This is a genomic window from Micrococcus sp. 2A (assembly GCF_039519235.1).
Classification (GTDB): Bacteria; Actinomycetota; Actinomycetes; order Actinomycetales; family Micrococcaceae; genus Micrococcus.
The window spans coordinates 669,968-685,057 of record NZ_CP154351.1 but is presented as its reverse complement, the minus strand read 5'-3'; the positions used below and the strand labels follow the sequence as shown (position 1 = coordinate 685,057).

At 73.7% G+C, this 15,090-nt stretch carries 16 protein-coding genes and 1 riboswitch; of the genes, 5 read left to right on the top strand and 11 right to left on the bottom strand.

The annotated features are described in order from the left end of the window. Positions 1-15 precede the first annotated feature (15 nt). The 4 genes from AAG742_RS03180 to AAG742_RS03165 all read right to left on the bottom strand — a co-directional run bounded on the left by AAG742_RS03180 (position 16) and on the right by AAG742_RS03165 (position 3,737). The gene (locus AAG742_RS03180; RefSeq protein ID WP_248118220.1) at positions 16-1,293 is read right to left on the bottom strand and encodes a deoxyguanosinetriphosphate triphosphohydrolase; all 1,278 of its coding nucleotides are present in this window, start codon (positions 1,291-1,293) and stop codon (positions 16-18) included. Positions 1,294-1,417: 124 nt separating this feature from the next. Continuing rightward, positions 1,418-2,725, bottom strand: a complete 1,308-nt coding sequence (gene dusB, locus AAG742_RS03175; protein WP_298711525.1) for a tRNA dihydrouridine synthase DusB — start codon at positions 2,723-2,725, stop codon at positions 1,418-1,420. A gap of 36 nt (positions 2,726-2,761) precedes the next feature. Then, on the bottom strand, positions 2,762-3,349 hold the full coding sequence (locus AAG742_RS03170) for a hypothetical protein (RefSeq protein WP_298711522.1): 588 nt from the start codon (positions 3,347-3,349) through the stop codon (positions 2,762-2,764). Continuing rightward, entirely contained in the window at positions 3,342-3,737 is a 396-nt protein-coding gene (locus AAG742_RS03165) for an ankyrin repeat domain-containing protein (protein WP_298711519.1), read from the bottom strand. The genes AAG742_RS03170 and AAG742_RS03165 overlap by 8 nt, the downstream gene beginning before the upstream one ends. Before the next feature lie 275 nt (positions 3,738-4,012). Here AAG742_RS03165 and AAG742_RS03160 point away from each other — a divergent pair, with 275 nt between their 5' ends. Then, a complete protein-coding gene (locus AAG742_RS03160; protein ID WP_298711515.1) occupies positions 4,013-5,077 on the top strand; it encodes an LLM class flavin-dependent oxidoreductase in 1,065 nt (354 codons plus the stop codon). A gap of 104 nt (positions 5,078-5,181) precedes the next feature. Continuing rightward, the gene (locus tag AAG742_RS03155; RefSeq protein WP_298711512.1) at positions 5,182-5,472 is read left to right on the top strand and encodes a DUF6157 family protein; all 291 of its coding nucleotides are present in this window, start codon (positions 5,182-5,184) and stop codon (positions 5,470-5,472) included. On the opposite strand, the gene AAG742_RS03150 is transcribed toward AAG742_RS03155, so the two are convergent. Genes AAG742_RS03150 through AAG742_RS03140 form a run of 3 tightly spaced genes read right to left on the bottom strand, consistent with a single transcriptional unit; the run spans position 5,381 to position 8,437 of the window. Beyond that, the gene (locus tag AAG742_RS03150; RefSeq protein WP_298711509.1) at positions 5,381-6,004 is read right to left on the bottom strand and encodes a cation transporter; all 624 of its coding nucleotides are present in this window, start codon (positions 6,002-6,004) and stop codon (positions 5,381-5,383) included. The two genes, AAG742_RS03155 and AAG742_RS03150, sit on opposite strands and share 92 nt — an antisense overlap. Before the next feature lie 16 nt (positions 6,005-6,020). Further along, a complete protein-coding gene (locus AAG742_RS03145; protein ID WP_298711506.1) occupies positions 6,021-7,058 on the bottom strand; it encodes a GNAT family N-acetyltransferase in 1,038 nt (345 codons plus the stop codon). Then, complete coding sequence (locus tag AAG742_RS03140; RefSeq protein ID WP_298711503.1) at positions 7,055-8,437, bottom strand: glycine--tRNA ligase; 1,383 nt, start codon at positions 8,435-8,437, stop codon at positions 7,055-7,057. The genes AAG742_RS03145 and AAG742_RS03140 overlap by 4 nt, the downstream gene beginning before the upstream one ends. A 151-nt stretch (positions 8,438-8,588) precedes the next feature. On the opposite strand from AAG742_RS03140, the gene AAG742_RS03135 reads away from it, so the two are divergent. Next, complete coding sequence (locus AAG742_RS03135; RefSeq protein WP_282442800.1) at positions 8,589-8,888, top strand: RNA-binding S4 domain-containing protein; 300 nt, start codon at positions 8,589-8,591, stop codon at positions 8,886-8,888. Positions 8,889-8,891: 3 nt separating this feature from the next. Here AAG742_RS03135 and AAG742_RS03130 read toward each other — a convergent pair whose 3' ends face one another. Then, entirely contained in the window at positions 8,892-9,599 is a 708-nt protein-coding gene (locus tag AAG742_RS03130; protein WP_298711500.1) for a phospholipase, read from the bottom strand. A gap of 53 nt (positions 9,600-9,652) precedes the next feature. Between AAG742_RS03130 and AAG742_RS03125 the strand changes: the two genes are divergently transcribed. After that, positions 9,653-10,537, top strand: a complete 885-nt coding sequence (locus AAG742_RS03125; protein ID WP_298711497.1) for an SGNH/GDSL hydrolase family protein — start codon at positions 9,653-9,655, stop codon at positions 10,535-10,537. A gap of 4 nt (positions 10,538-10,541) precedes the next feature. On the opposite strand, the gene AAG742_RS03120 is transcribed toward AAG742_RS03125, so the two are convergent. After that, a complete protein-coding gene (locus AAG742_RS03120) occupies positions 10,542-11,669 on the bottom strand; it encodes a homoserine O-acetyltransferase (protein WP_298711494.1) in 1,128 nt (375 codons plus the stop codon). Next, complete coding sequence (locus AAG742_RS03115; protein WP_298711487.1) at positions 11,666-13,042, bottom strand: bifunctional o-acetylhomoserine/o-acetylserine sulfhydrylase; 1,377 nt, start codon at positions 13,040-13,042, stop codon at positions 11,666-11,668. The genes AAG742_RS03120 and AAG742_RS03115 overlap by 4 nt, the downstream gene beginning before the upstream one ends. Positions 13,043-13,164: 122 nt before the next feature. Continuing rightward, positions 13,165-13,282: riboswitch (SAM riboswitch) on the bottom strand. A gap of 164 nt (positions 13,283-13,446) precedes the next feature. Here AAG742_RS03115 and AAG742_RS03110 point away from each other — a divergent pair. Beyond that, the gene (locus tag AAG742_RS03110; protein ID WP_298711484.1) at positions 13,447-14,106 is read left to right on the top strand and encodes a VOC family protein; all 660 of its coding nucleotides are present in this window, start codon (positions 13,447-13,449) and stop codon (positions 14,104-14,106) included. A gap of 76 nt (positions 14,107-14,182) precedes the next feature. On the opposite strand, the gene AAG742_RS03105 is transcribed toward AAG742_RS03110, so the two are convergent. Then, a complete protein-coding gene (locus AAG742_RS03105; RefSeq protein ID WP_298711481.1) occupies positions 14,183-15,058 on the bottom strand; it encodes a CPBP family intramembrane glutamic endopeptidase in 876 nt (291 codons plus the stop codon). Positions 15,059-15,090: the final 32 nt, after the last annotated feature.

Below are 15,090 nucleotides of genomic sequence, written 5' to 3'. Positions count from 1 at the left end.
TTCCAGCCCAGGCGCTCAGACCCAGACGCGGGTGAACGGCTCGCCGCGCACCAGGGTGTGGTGCCACTCGACGGCGGTCGAATCGGTGAGCGAGGCGATCTGGTCGATCAGCACGCGGCGCCGGGCTGCGTCGTCGGGGGCCTGCGCCCAGTCGAACGCGAACATCGGCTCGAGGTACCGGTCCCCCGTGGCGTCCAGCAGCGCCACGAGCTCCGCGAGCACCTCGCGCTGCCGCGCGTAGAGCGGCTGGCGCTGCTCCGCGGTCATCACGTAGGCCGCCGCGATGCCCTTCATCACGGCGATCTCGGTCTCCGTCTCCTCGGGCACCACGACGTCGGCGCCGTGGCGGGTCAGCGGCTCGTTGCCGAACACCTGGCGCGTGGCGTCGAAGGCGGCGCTGCAGAACCGGCCGATCAGCTGACTCGTCATGTCCTTCATCGCCGCGAGCGCCCGCCGGGAGCCGTCCATCTTGGAGACCCACACGTCGGTGGCCTCGAGGCGGGCCAGGGCCGCGTCGACCTCGGCCGGGTCCGTGTGCGGCAGGTACCACTGGCGGGTGGTCTCCACGACGCGCTCCCGGTGCTCCGGGATGGCCAGCCACTTGAGCTGGAACGCGGCGTTGACCACGCCGTCCTCGACGTCGTGCACGGAGTAGGAGATGTCGTCCGCGAGGTCCATGACCTGGGCCTCCATGGACTTCCGGGGGCCGGGCACACCGGCGCGGAACCAGCGGAACACGGGCAGGTCGTCCGCATAGACGCCGAACTTGCGCGAACGCGTGCCGTCGGGGCGCAGCGGGGCGTCCTCACGGGTCCAGGGGTACTTGCACGCGGCGTCGAGGGCGGCGCGCGTGAGGTTCAGGCCCGCGGAGGAGCCGTCCGCGAAGAGCTTCTTCTGCTCGAGGCGGGCCAGCAGCCGCAGGGTCTGGGCGTTGCCCTCGAAGCCGCCAACGTCCTCGCTGACCGCGTCGAGCGCCTTCTCCCCGTTGTGCCCGAAGGGCGGATGGCCGAGGTCGTGGGACAGGCAGGCGGTGTCCACGAGGTCGGGGTCGCAGCCCAGCGACCGGCCGAGTTCACGCCCCACCTGGGCCACCTCGAGCGAGTGCGTCAGGCGGGTGCGGGCGAAGTCGTCCGCGTCCGGGGCGACCACCTGGGTCTTGGCCCCCAGCCGACGCAGGCCCGCGGAGTGCAGCACGCGGGCACGGTCCCGCTCGAAGTCCGAACGGTAGGAGGACTTGGGCGGCTCGGGCAGCCACCGCTCCCGGTCCCACGGCGTGTAGCCGGGGGTCTGCACAGCGCGGCCGGCGTACGGGGGCCGGCCCTCGGAGCCGAACAGCACCGGCTGGTGGGCGGCCCCGGTCCAGGGCGACGACGGCGAGGCGGGCCCGTACGCGGCGGCGCGCGCCGGCGTCGTGGGCTCAGCCACCGGAGACGTCCAGCTCGGCAGCCGAGATCATGGCCTTCTGCTCCGCGTTGAGCTCGCGGGAGTCCAGCCAGCCGTCCGGCAGGTGGGGCCGCTTGGGGGCGCCGGAGCGGCCGCGCGGGCCCTCGGCGTCCAGGCCCGGGTACGGCTGCTCCCGGTCCACGCGCGCGAGGATCTCGCGCATGGCCTCCAGGGTGGGCACCGTGGAGAGCGCCGTGCGGATCTCGGAGCCCACGGGGTAGCCCTTGAAGTACCAGGCCACATGCTTGCGGATGTCCCGCAGCGCCTTGAGCTCGTCCCCCTCGAAGGTGTCCACGAGCAGCTCCGCGTGGCGGTACAGCGTGTCCGCCACCTGCCCGAGCGTGGGCTGGAAGCGCTCCTGACGTCCCTCGAACGCGGCCTGCAGGTCCCCGAACAGCCACGGGCGGCCCTGGCAGCCGCGCCCGATCACGACGCCGTCGACGCCGGTCTGCTCGACCATCGCGATCGCGTCCTCGGCGGACCAGATGTCCCCGTTGCCGAGCACCGGGATGTCCGGCAGCGCCTCACGCAGGCGCGCGATGTCCTCCCACACGGCGGTGCCGGAGTAGAACTGGCGCGTCGTGCGGCCGTGGAGCGCCACAGCGGCGACGCCGAGGTCCCGCGCGGTGCGGCCGGCGTCGAGGAAGGTGAGGTGGTCCTCGTCGATGCCGCGGCGCATCTTGACGGTGACCGGGATGTCCTTCTTGGAGGCCTCCGTGACGGCGGCCTTCACGATCGAGGCGAAGAGCTCCGACTTCCAGGGCAGCGCGGAGCCGCCGCCGCGGCGGGTGACCTTGGGGACGGGGCAGCCGAAGTTCATGTCGATGTGGTCGGCGCGGTCCTCCTCCACGAGCATGCGGACGGCGGCGGCCGTGGTGACGGGGTCCACCGAGTAGAGCTGCACCGAGCGGGGCACCTCGTCCGGATCGTGCTTGATGATGCGCATGGACTCGGGTTTGCGCTCCACGAGGGCGCGGGCTGTCACCATCTCGTTCACGTAGAGGCCGCCGCCGTACTCGCGGCACAGGCGGCGGAAGGCCGTGTTGGTGATGCCGGCCATCGGCGCGAGCACCACGGGCACGTCCACGGTGATGGGGCCGAGCTTCAGCGCGGGCAGGCTCAGGCGATCCGTGGTGGGGGCCGCGTGGCGGCCCTCGTGCAGCTGGTCGTCGTCCGCGATGCGGCGGCCGGCTCCGGCGGACTTGGCGTAGTGGACGGCGTTCGGGTCTGCGGCGCGGGTGTCCGAGGCGGGCCGCGCGGCGGTGTCAGGGGAAGCAGTCATATCCCGCCCATTCTCCCAGACCTCGCGAGGGACGCGTCAGGCCTGTGAAGGGGCGGCGTCCAGCACCCGGACCTGGGCGGCGAGCGCCCGGGCGAACTCCCCGTACCGCTCCCCCGGGACGGGGCTCGTCCGCACGCCGAGGAACTCGTCCGGCCAGCCCTTGGCGTACCGGCGCGGCAGGCCGAAGCGGTCTGCGAGCGCGAGTTTCACGGCCGCCGCGCCCTTGCTGCCGCCGCCCGGGTGCGTGGAGACGCGGACGGGGTCCGCCGCCGTCGCCTCCATGGCCTCGCCCAGGGCCCGTACCCGCGTGATCCACGCCGGCTCGACGTCGGCGCCCAGCCCGGCGGGGTCGAGATCGCCGGGGAGCATGGAGACGCCGACGGTGGCGTGGAAGAGCGGGGAGCGGCACCGGACGGGGAGGACGACCACGACGAGGCGGCGGCCGTCGTCGGCGAGGGACCCGTGCAGGCGCAGGTGGGGGTGACTGGGCTCCCCCGGGTCGGCCTCGACGTCCCAGCCGGGGCCGAGGAGGCGGGTCAGGTCCGCGACGAGCTCGGGGAGCCCGGCGCGGACGGCGGCGTACACCTCGTCGACGGAGGGGGTGCCCTCGGGCGTCTCAGCCACGGCCGTCGAGCAGCGCGAGCATCTCCTCGAGCCCGAAGGTCCGGGCGACCTCGCGCGCGGAGGGTGAGCCGCCGTCGGGGTCCGCGCCCGCGGCGAGGAGGGCCCGTACGGCGTCCTCGTCCTTGCGGAAGGTGGCGCAGCCGAGGGCATCCTGGCCGCGGTCGTTGACGGCGGCGACGTCGAGGCCGGCCTCGATCAGCATGCGCACCGTGCCCGTCTGCCTGTAGTACGCGGCGAGGGTGAGGAAGGTGTCCCCGCTGCCGTTGCGCAGGTTCCGCTTCAGGCCCTGGTCCAGGTACGCCTTGAGGGTGGCCGTGTCCCCGTTCCGTGCCAGGTCGAAGAGCTGCGCGGCCAGCTCCATGGACTCCTCGCTCCACTGCTGTGTCATGGGTCCATTCTCCCGCACGCGGGCGGGTGGAGCCGGGAGGGCCGGCGAGGACCGGCGCCGGGCCGCGGCACCGCCTGACGGCCGGGCCGCCGGACCGGCGGACCGACCCATATTCAATCGACCGACCCCTATGGGGGCTGTTTCGTGAATAAGGGTCGGTCGGGTGGGCGGGAACCGGTCGAGCGGGATGGGACCGGACGGCCCCCGCGGCGGACCCACGCCGCACCGCAACGCACTCCGGGAACAACCGCCGGTCTTTCAAGGTTTAAACACCCATGACCAAGAAGCACCTCGGATTCCTCAACTTCGGGCACTGGATCCACCGCCCCGCCGTGGACCGCGTCCCCGTCGAGCACGACGCCGGGCAGGCCCTGCGCGACGTCGTGCAGATGGCCGTGGACGCCGAGGCCGCCGGCATCGACGGCGCATGGATCCGCAGCCACCACTGGCAGCAGATGTTCTCCTCGCCCTTCCCGATCCTCGCCGCGATGGCCGCCCGCACCGAGCGCATCCACCTCGGCACCGGCGTGATCGACCTGCGGTACGAGAATCCCCTGTCCATGGCCGAGGCCGCCGCGACCACGGACCTGCTTGCCGGCGAGCGCCTCGAGCTCGGCATTTCGCGCGGCTCACCCGAGGCCGCCGCGGACGGCCAGCACCGGTTCGGCTACGACCTCGCCCCCGGCGAGACCTGGTCCGACGTCGCCTGGGAGCGCGGCCGCCGGTTCATGGAGGGCATCTCGGGCGCGGGCATCGCGACGCCGGACCTCTCCTCCGGCTGGGCCCACACCTCCCGGCCCCTGCGCATCGAGCCGCACTCCCCCACGCTGGCGCAGCGCGTCTGGTGGGGTGCCGGCACGACCGCGACCGCCGTCCGCGCAGGCGAGGCCGGGTACGACATGCTCTCCTCCACCCTGCTCCTCGAGGACGACGGCCGCCCCTTCCACGTCCAGCAGGCCGACCAGATCGCCCGCTACCTCGAGGCCCATGCGGCGGCCGGCCACCACGACGGCGTCAGCCCCCTCGGGCGCACCGGCGCGCCCCGGACGGCGGTCACCCGCTCCGCGTTCGTGATCCAGGACGAGACGGACGAGGCCTACTTCGGCCACGAGCGCGCCTCGCGCCAGTCCTCCGGTCACCTCGACGGCGGCCGCGCCGTCTCCGGCCCGACCTACGCGGGCACGCCCGAGGAGGTCGCGGAGCAGCTCGCCGCGGACACGGCCGTCCAGGCCGCGGACTGGGTGCTCTTCGCCAACCCCAACCAGCTCGGGCCCGAGTACAACGCCCACCTCTTCGAGGGCTGGGCGGAGGTGTGGCGCCTGCTGGGCTGGGACCGTTGATGCGCGCCGGCGGCGACATGCCGACGTCGTGGGCGGGGTGCGCGAGGATCCGCGGGTGAGCACCGCGCACCCCCACACGACGACCTGCACGGACACCTTCATCCATGTGGCGGAGGACCGTGCCGCCGCGCGAGGCGTTCTTCGCGAAGAGCCAGGCGTGCCTGCGCGCCTCCCCGCTGGGCAAGCGCCACGGCTGGGGCCTGCACCACGACGCCGAGGGCCGGGTCGCGCTCGTGCCGCTGGGCTCGGCGCGCTGCGCTCGGCGTCGTCCGGGGCATGACCCTCGGCGCCCAAGGCTGAGCGTCAGTCGTCGTCGAACTCGCCCGCGAGCGCCTTCGCCGCGAGCTGCTCCTCCGTGGCGGCCTCCCAGACCTCCTTGGCCGCGCTCAGGTTGAGCGCCACGATGAACAGGCCGAGCACGATGTCCGGCCAGCCGGACCCGGTCCACAGCGTCACCGCTCCCAGGGCGAGGATCGCGACGCCGGCGATCACGTCGTTGCGGGCCGCGAGGTAGGCCGCCGTGGTGAGGGAGCCGCCGTCGGCACGGAACCGCACGAGCACGAGCGTGCACACCACGTTGACGGCAATCGAGCCGCCGGCCGTGAGCATGAGCAGCCCGGGGTCGGGCGGCTCGGGGTCGCCGGCCTTCAGGACGGCCATCACGAGGGCGGCGACGGCCGGGAGGACGATGATCCCCGCGAGCACCTTGCCCACCGCCGCCCGCCGGGCGAGGGACCAGCCCAGCGCCAGGAAGATCAGCAGGTTGACGGCGAAGTCCTCGAAGAAGTCCACCGAGTCCGCCACGAGCGCGACCGAGCGGACCTGCGCGGCGACCACCAGCTCCACCACCATGTAGGCCAGGTTGAGCAGGGCCACCGCGAGGACCACACCGCGCAGGGCGCGGGCGCGGTCCGCCGCCTCGGTCACCGTGCCACCCCGGTCATCACGCCGCGTCGTCGGCGAACACGTCCGTGTCCACGAGCGTCCGGGCGGCCCCGCCGCCGATCAGCCCGTCCACGATCCGCTCGAGCGGGGCCATGGCCTCGTCCACCTCGACCTGGACGGGGTGCTGCGCCACGAGCAGGGCGAGCAGGTCGGCCACGGCCTGCAGGGCGTCCTGCTCCTCCAGCTCCGGGTCCCAGCCGACGAGCACGTCGGCGGCCCCGTCCTGCCGCTCGGCGGTGTAGGACACGGCGAAGGCGCGGATGCTCCCGCCCTCGGCGCGGGGCCGGTCCCGCAGCACCACGGCGCCCGAGGCCCCCGTGGCGGGGCCGAGCAGCAGGGTCTGCGCGGAGCCCACGGTCATCTCGGCCGGGTCCCACGCGTGCGTGGCCTGGTAGAACGCCACCACGGCCTGCGTGAGCTCGACCGATCCCGTGGCGGCCTCCTCCAGGACGACGCCGTCCGGGTGCTCCTCGTCCCGCAGCGCGGGCAGCCCGATGGACCCGGGCGCGATCCCCACGCGGCGCGAGCGCTGCACGGGCGTGAAGCCCTGGCCGGCGAGGAACGCCTCGGTGCCGCGGGCCAGCGCGGCCGTGGCCTCGCGGGTGCCCTCCACGGTGGCCCGGTCGGCGACGCCGACCAGCGCCTCGCGCGCGAACCGCGCCTTGAGCGCGGTCGTGGGGACGAGCCCCTCCGCGTGGGCCTGCTCGGCGAGCCCGCGCAGCGCGGCCAGGAGCGCGCGGGCGATGCCGCGGCGCCGCTCGGACGGGGCGGTCTCCACGTACAGCCACAGTCGCCGCGGGTGCAGCGAGGACGCGTAGACCACGCCCGCCGCCACCGGGACGCCGTCGGCCTCGGCCACGAGGGAGCGGCGCCACGGCACGTCCGCGTCGTCCGCGAGCATCGCGCGGTCCTGGTGCTGCTGCGCGTTGGCGGGGTCGCCCCACACCTCGAGCAGGGCCAGGTCGTCGCCCTCGCGCCACGCGCGCAGGGTGACGCCGGCGGGCAGGGGCGCGCCGTTCACGTTCTCCGCGCTCACTTGGCCAGGCGCTCCGCGAGGTAGGCCTTCACCTGGGAGAGGGCCACGCGCTCCTGCGCCATGGTGTCCCGCTCGCGGACGGTGACGGCCTGGTCCTCGAGCGTGTCGAAGTCCACGGTGATGCAGAACGGGGTGCCGATCTCGTCCTGGCGGCGGTAGCGGCGGCCGATGGCACCGGAGTCGTCCGTCTCGATGTTCCACTCGCGGCGCAGCTCGGCGGCGAGGGCCTGCGTGGCCGGCTGCAGCTCCTCCTTCTTGGAGAGCGGGAGGACGGCGGCCTTGACCGGGGCCAGACGCGGGTCGAGGCGGAGCACGGTGCGCACGTCCGTGCCGCCCTTCGCGTTCGGCGCCTCCTCCTCGGCGTAGGCGTCCACGAGGAAGGCCATCATGGAGCGGGTCAGCCCGAAGGAGGGCTCGATCACGTACGGCGTGTAGTGCTCGCCGTTGGCCTGGTCGAAGTACTGCAGCTTGGTGCCGGAGGCCGTCGTGTGGCTCGAGAGGTCGTAGTCGGTGCGGTTGGCCACGCCCATGAGCTCGCCCCAGCCGTCCCCGCCGCCGAAGCCGAACTTGTACTCCAGGTCGATGGTGCCGTCCGAGTAGTGGGCGCGCTCCTCCGCCGGCACGTCGAAGCGGCGCAGGTTCTCCGGGTCGATCCCGAGGTCGATGAACCAGTTCCAGCAGGCCTCGACCCACGTGTCGAAGTGCCGCTGGGCGTCAGCCGGCGGCACGAAGTACTCGATCTCCATCTGCTCGAACTCGCGCGTGCGGAAGATGAAGTTGCCGGGCGTGATCTCGTTGCGGAACGCCTTGCCGATCTGGCCGATGCCGAACGGCGGCTTCTTGCGCGAGGCGCCGAGCACGTTGAGGAAGTTCACGAAGATGCCCTGCGCGGTCTCGGGGCGCATGTAGTGCAGCCCCTCCTCGTTGTCCACGGGGCCGAGGAAGGTCTTCATGAGGCCGGAGAACATCTGCGGCTCGGTGAACATGCCCTTGGTGCCGCAGTCCGGGCAGACGATGTCCTGCATGCCTTCCGGGGCACGGCCCTTCTTGGCCTCGAACGCCTCGACCAGGTGGTCCTGGCGGTGGCGCCTGTGGCACTGCTGGCACTCCACGAGCGGGTCCGTGAAGGTGTCCACGTGGCCCGAGGCCTGCCAGACCTGCCGCGGCAGGATGATGGAGGAGTCCAGGCCCACCATGTCCTCGCGCGAGCGCACGAAGGCCTTCCACCACTCCGCCTTGATGTTCTCCTTCAGCTCCACGCCCAGGGGCCCGTAGTCCCACGCGGAGCGCGAGCCGCCGTAGATCTCACCGGCCTGGAACACGAAGCCGCGGCGCTTGGCCAGGCTGATGACGTTCTCGAGCGGGGACTTGGCAGCCATGGGGGCATCACTTCCGTGCACATCGGGGGCGGGAGGGGTTCACGACGACGGCGGCCCGCCGGGTCCTCGCGCTCACCCTGCGCGCGGCGCGGGCGGTCTCGGACGGCCGGGCCGGTCGATGCGGACCAGCCTACCGGCCACAATGGACGTCATGACCGATGCCCACAGCCATGACGAGTCCCGCGCCACGGGGACCGACGCCACCGCCGTCGACGTCCCCGAGGACGCTCAGCCCCTGCCGATCCGTGACACGATGATCCGCCTCGGCCAGGCCCTCAAGCTCGCCTCCCTCGTGGAGGACGGCGCGATGGCCCGGGACGTCGTCGCGGACGGGATGGTCACCGTGAACGGCGCGGTCGAGACCCGCCGCGGCGCGCAGCTGCACGACGGCGACGTCGTCGAGTTCAACGGCGAGGCCGTGGTGATCGAGGCGGAGTCCGCCGAGTCCTGAGCCTCAGCGGCCCTTCAGCACCGTGTGCTGCAGGTATTCGCGCACGTGGCCGAGCTCCTGCTGGTTGATCGCGTGGGGCAGGCCCGCGTAGACGATCTTCATGAGGTCGGTGTGCGCGGTGAGCCACGCGTGGGCGGACTCGACGCGCGCCTCGGAGATGACCGGGTCGTCCTGGCCACGGCCCCAGAAGACCTTCGGCGTGAGCCGGGCGACCTCGTCGTCGCGGTTGAAGAGGCCCTCGAGGCCGGGCTCGGCGAGGTCCGGGTCGATCACGAAGCCGGAGAGCGCGACCGTGCACGCGTAGGCCTCCGGGTCCAGGCGCAGCAGAGCGGTGGCCAGCGCCATGCCCTGCGAGAAGCCGACCAGAGAGACGGTGCGGAAGTCGCCGCGCACGGTCTGCACCCACGCGTGCAGGTCCTCTGTCGCGCGGCGCACGGCCGGAGCGTCGTCGGAGCCGATCTCCCCCGTCACCGGGTCCTGGGAGAGCGGGAACCACGCGTGCATGCCGGGCTGGAGGGTCAGCGGGGCGCGGACGGCGGCCACCGTGAACGGCTCCGGCAGCTGGGGCACGAGGCCGAAGAGGTCGTGCTCGCTCGCGCCGTAGCCGTGGAGCAGGATCAGCAGGTGCTCGGTGCGCTCGCCCTCGGGGCGGGACCAGCGGACGACGGGCTCGGGGCTCGGGGCGGAGGGGGTGTGGGAGGGCTCGGTCACCGGCTCAGCCTAGCGATTGACCGTGGGTCGGCCCCTGGAGCAGACTGCTACCCGTGAGTAACACCATCGTGCCGCCCGTCGACGATCAGCCCACCGGTCACCCCTGGCGCCGCTACGTGGCCCTCGGCGACTCCTTCACGGAGGGCATCGGGGATCCGGACCCGGACCAGCTCGGCTACCACCGCGGCTGGGCCGACCGCGTGGCCGAGGAGCTGGCCCGCCACGCCGAGGGGCCGGAGCCGTTCGCCTACGCGAACCTCGCCGTGCGCGGCAAGCTGATCGACCAGATCGCCGCCGACCAGGTGGACCCGGCCATCGAGCTGGCCCCGGACCTCATCAGCATCTGCGCGGGCGGCAACGACATCCTGCGCGGCGCCGACCCCGACGACGTCGCCCGCCGCCTGGACGCCGCCGTCGGGAAGCTCGCGGGAACGGGCGCCACCGTGCTCCTGTTCAACGTGACCGACGTCCGTGACACCCCCGTGCTGGGACGCATCCGGGGGAAGGTGGCGATCTACAACGAGAACGTGCGCACCGTGGCGCTGCGCCACGACGCGTTCGTGCCGGACATGTGGTCGCTCAAGCAGCTCTCGAGGCCCGAGATGTGGGCGGAGGACCGGCTGCACTTCTCCCCCACCGGGCACCACACCATCGCGGCGATGGTGCTGGACACCCTCGGCGTCGAGCACGATCTGGAGCCCCTCCAGCCCAAGCCGGCCGCGCCCCGGACGTGGCGTCAGGCCCGCGTGTCCAACGCCAAGTGGGCGCGGGCCCACCTGGCGCCGTGGGTGATCCGACGCATCCGTGGCGTCTCCTCCGGCGACGGGGTCAGCGCCAAGCGCCCCGTGCCCGAGCCGCTGTTCGGCGTGGAGATGCCGCACGGCTCGGACCACACGGAGTCGCTGCCGGTCACGCCGCCCGCCGAGCCGGCCTCCTGAGCGGTCAGAGGGCGAGGGTCTCCTTCAGGGCGTCGGCGACCTGCCCGTACTCGGTGAGGAACCCGTCATGGCCGATCGGCGAGACGATCGAGTGGACGGGCACCTCGCCGGGCAGCAGCTCCGCGAGCAGCGCCGACTCCTCGGGCCGGTACAGCCGGTCGGAGTCGACGGCGGCCACGAAGGCCCGCCCGCGGAAGCGCCCCAGCGCCTCGGACAGGCTCCCCCGCCCACGGGCGACGTCGTGGCTCATGAGCGCCTCGGTGAGCACGAGGTAGGAGTTCGCGTCGAACCGCGCGGACAGCTTCGCGGCCTGGTGGTCCAGGTAGGACTCCACCGCGTAGCGTCCCTGCCGCCTCCCGACGGCGGCCCCGAACGGGTCCTCCGCGCCCTGCGGCTCGCGGCCGAAGCGGTACTCGAGCTCCTCGGCCGTGCGGTAGGTGGTGTGGGCGATGCGCCGGGCGATCCCGAGGCCCGTCTCGGGTCCGGGTCCGCCGTAGTAGTCGCCCTCGCGGTGCGCCGGGTCGAGCCGGATGGCCGCGGCCTGCGCCTGGCCCCAGGCGATCTGGTCCGCCGAGGACTGCGCCGTCGAGGCGAGCACCCCGACGCCGGCCACGCGCTCCGGGTGGGAGACCGCCCATTCCAGGGCGCGGGCCCCGCCCATCGACCCGCCGATCACGGCCTGCCACACGTCGATCCCGAGGTGGTCGGCGAGGCGGCGCTCTGCCTCCACCGCGTCGCGCAGCGTGAGGAACGGGAAGCGCGAGCCCCACGGCACGCCGTCGGGGTCGGGCGAGGACGGGCCCGTGGAACCGTGACAGCCGCCCACCATCGCGGGGGCGACGACGAACCAGCGGTCCGTGTCCACCGCCCGGCCGGGGCCGACGAGCGCGTCCCACCAGCCCGGCGTCGGGTCTGCGGCGTGCGCGGCCACGTGCGAGTCGCCCGTGAGGGCGTGCAGCACGAGGACCGCGTTGGAGCCGTCGGCGTCCAGGGCCCCCCACGTCTCGTAGGTGAGGGTGACGTCCGGGAGGAAGCCGCCGGTCTCGGTGGTCAGGGGCCCGACCGAGACGGTGTGGCGGGCGCCCTCGGGGAGGTCGACGGTCAGGGACGGGCGGCTCGCGACCGCGGTCATCGGGTGCCCTCCCCCGCACCGGCCGCCGCCGCGAAGCCGCGCTCCAGGTCGGCGAGGATGTCCTCGACGTCCTCCACGCCGAGCGAGAGTCGCACCAGGCCGGGGGTGACGCCGGCGGCGCGCTGCTCGTCCTCGGTGAGCTGGGCGTGGGTGGTGGAGGCCGGGTGCACCACGAGCGAGCGGACGTCGCCGATGTTGGCCACGTGGTGCAGCAGCTCAAGCCCGTCCACGAACGCCGCGCCCGCCTCGGCGCCGCCCGCGATCTCGAAGGAGACGAACGCGCCTGCGCCGCGCGGCAGGTACCGCTGCGCCCGCTCGTGCCACGGGCTGGAGGGCAGGCCGGCGTAGACCACGGAGTCCACGTCGTCGCGCGCCTCGAGCCACTCGGCCACGGCCGTCGCGTTGGCCACGGCGCGCTGCATGCGCAGGGAGAGGGTCTCGAGGCCGAGGTTCACCAGGAACGCGTTGAACGGGGAGATCGAGGAGCCGTAGTCGCGCAGCAGCTGCACGCGCGCCTTGAGGATGAACGCGAGGTTGGCGCCCAGGGCGGAGCCGACGCCCAGGTCCCGCGCGTACACGAGCCCATGGTAGGACTCGTCCGGCTCGTTGAACCCGGGGAAGCGCTCGGGGTGCTGCGCGAAGTCGAACGTGCCGCCGTCGACGATCACGCCGGCCATGGCGGCGGCGTGCCCGCCGAGGTACTTCGTGGCCGAGTGGGTGACGATGTCCGCGCCGCGCTCGATCGGGCGCAGCAGGTACGGGGTGGCCAGCGTGTTGTCCACGATCAGCGGCACGCCCGCCTCGTGCGCGACGTCGGCCACCGCCCGAACGTCCAGCACGTCGCCCCGGGGGTTGCCGAGGGTCTCCCCGAAGAAGGCCTTGGTGTTCGGCTTCACGGCGGCGCGCCAGGACTCGACGTCGTCGGGATCGGTCACGAACGTGGTCTCCACGCCCACCTTGGCCAGGGTGTGCTTGAAAAGGTTCTGCGTGCCGCCGTAGAGGCTCGCCGAGGCGACGACGTGGTCCCCGGCGCCGGCGACGTTGAGGATCGAGAAGGTCGTGGCCGCCTGGCCGGAGGCCAGCAGCAGCGCGCCCACGCCGCCCTCGAGCGCGGCGACCTTCTCCTCCACCGGGGACTGGGTCGGGTTGCCGATGCGGGTGTAGAGCGGGTCCAGGTCCTTGAGGGCGAACCGGTCCGCCGCCACCTCGGCGGAGGGGAAGTCGAACGAGGTCGTCTGGTAGATGGGCAGGGCCGTCGCGCCGAAGGCGTGCTGGCCGGGGGCGGCGCCGGCGTGGACCTGCGCGGTGGAGAAGCCCCACGCGGCGGCCGGGGTCAGGGGCGTGGTCTCGGCGGGGATGTTCTGGTCGGGCATGGCGGACTCTCCTGAGCTCCTCAGGGGCCGGACCCGCGTCCCTCCCGGCGGTCGGTGCGCCGGGTCGACCCGGCGCCTCGCGCCGGGGGTGCCCCGGCGTCGTCGAGAGGGGCCGAGGGGACGGCCCGCGCTTGCCGGCAGCCCGTGTGGGAGCCGGCCTGGTCGTCACCCGGGGCACCCCACCGCGGAAGGAGGGTTGCCGGTCAGCATGCCGGGGCAAAGACGCTGACTCTCGTGACCGTGCCGCCAGTGTGCCACGAGTGCGGGGCCGATTTCATCGGGCGTGTCACACATGGATACGCTGTGAATCACAGGGGCGGCTCGGAGGTCAAGGGGCCGACGGCGCCGCCCTCCCATCGCGTTCGACGCCCGGCCCGCCCGGGGGTTCGGAGAGGAACAACGCCGTGAACACCTGCCGGATGGACCACGTCTCCTACGCCGCCGGGCCCGAGGGCCTCGAAGCCACCGTGGAGCGCCTCGTCGAGACCCTCGGCATCGACCGCATCAAGGGCGGCGTGCACCCGCGCTTCGGCACCCACAACGCCCTGTTCCCCATGCGGAACGGGCAGTGGCTCGAGGTCGTGGAGGCCATGGACCACCCGGCCTCCCTCAGCGCCCCCTTCGGTCAGCTCGTCCGCGCCCGCTCCGAGCAGGGCGGCGGCTGGATGAGCTGGGCCGTCTCCACCCCGGACATCGGCCGCTTCGAGCGCCGCCTGGAGCGCGAGGCCGTGCCCGGCATCCGCCGCTTCCCCGACGGCCGGGAGCTGTCCTGGCGTCAGATCGGCGTCAAGGGCACCCTTGCCGACCCGCAGCTGCCGTTCATCGTGCGCTGGGCCGACGGCCAGGAGGACATGCACCCGTCCCAGGCCGCCGAGCCGCAGGCCTCCATCGACAAGGTGGCCATCGCCGGCTCCCGCGACCGCCTCATCGAGTGGCTCGGCGGCGAGCAGGTCGGCGAGGAGGACGGGGTCGCGGACGTCGACGTCGACTACCTCGCCCCCTCCGGCACCCCGGGCATCGTCTCGGTGACCTTCACGACTCCCGCGGGCCCGGTCACCCTCTGACCCCTCCTCCCCGCCCGGACGGACCACGACGACGCCGGCCCCGCCTCCCCGAGGCGGGGCCGGCCTCGTCCGGGGCTCAGACCCCGAGCAGCCCTGCCTCGTGCAGCAGCGGATACGCCACGAACCCGGCCGCGTCCAGCAGGAAGTGGGCGAGGACGAGAGGCATGACCCGGCGCGTGCGCAGCAGCACCAGGGTGAACACCACCCCCATGAGCGCGTTGCCGATGCCCGGCCCCACGCCCTGGTAGAGGTGGTAGCTGCCCCGCAGCACGGCCAGGGCGAGCACCACGGTCCAGATGCGGGCCGGCAGGACGAGGCCCGGGCCCTCCGCGGCGGGCGCGGGGGCTCCGGCGCGCCGGGCGGTGTGCAGCCGCTGGAGCCAGCCGAGGCGGTCGACGAGCCAGACCCCCACGATCACCTCCTCCACGAGCGCGTGCCGCGCGGCCGAGAGCAGCAGCACGGGGACCTGGTACCAGGTGTCGTCGAGGGCGGCGGCGACGATCGCCGTCGTGACCCCGGCAGCGCGGCCGGCCGCGTACACCGCGAGCGTGCCCAGGCCGATCCCCACGAACAGCGCCAGGCCCCAGGCGAGGTCGCGGCCCGGGCGGCGCAGGTCCAGGCCGAACGCGCGGAACGGGTTCCGCCCGCGCAGCCACGTCAGGTGCAGCACCAGCAGCACGGGGACGAGGGCGAAGCCGATGTCCAGCAGCTGGTAGGTCAGGTCGAAGCCCCACCGCGGGCTGAGCGCGGGGTTCAGCACCGTGGTCTGCTCCCCCAGCGGGGCACGGGTGGCCTTGTCGATCAGCTGGACGACCGCATACACCGCGCTGCGCCCCAGGGACAGGCCCAGGACGAGCGCGATCTCCCACCGCACCACGCGCGCGCTCGGGGCGGGCAGCGCGGGCCGGGCGGCGGGGGCGGCGTCGGAACGGAGGTCGGGGCGGCCGATCATGCGGGCCAGTATCCCCCGCGCGCCCGGACGCT

What these genes read in the sequence shown, in the direction of transcription:
- dusB (WP_298711525.1), bottom strand. Translation starts at nt 2,725, where the DNA reads ATGACTGCTTCCCCTGACACCGCCGCGCGGCCCGCCTCGGACACCCGC.
- AAG742_RS03165 (WP_298711519.1), bottom strand. Translation starts at nt 3,737, where the DNA reads ATGACACAGCAGTGGAGCGAGGAGTCCATGGAGCTGGCCGCGCAGCTC.
- AAG742_RS03160 (WP_298711515.1), top strand. Translation starts at nt 4,013, where the DNA reads ATGACCAAGAAGCACCTCGGATTCCTCAACTTCGGGCACTGGATCCAC.
- AAG742_RS03155 (WP_298711512.1), top strand. Translation starts at nt 5,182, where the DNA reads ATGTGGCGGAGGACCGTGCCGCCGCGCGAGGCGTTCTTCGCGAAGAGC.
- AAG742_RS03140 (WP_298711503.1), bottom strand. Translation starts at nt 8,437, where the DNA reads ATGGCTGCCAAGTCCCCGCTCGAGAACGTCATCAGCCTGGCCAAGCGC.
- AAG742_RS03135 (WP_282442800.1), top strand. Translation starts at nt 8,589, where the DNA reads ATGACCGATGCCCACAGCCATGACGAGTCCCGCGCCACGGGGACCGAC.
- AAG742_RS03120 (WP_298711494.1), bottom strand. Translation starts at nt 11,669, where the DNA reads ATGACCGCGGTCGCGAGCCGCCCGTCCCTGACCGTCGACCTCCCCGAG.
- AAG742_RS03115 (WP_298711487.1), bottom strand. Translation starts at nt 13,042, where the DNA reads ATGCCCGACCAGAACATCCCCGCCGAGACCACGCCCCTGACCCCGGCC.
- AAG742_RS03105 (WP_298711481.1), bottom strand. Translation starts at nt 15,058, where the DNA reads ATGATCGGCCGCCCCGACCTCCGTTCCGACGCCGCCCCCGCCGCCCGG.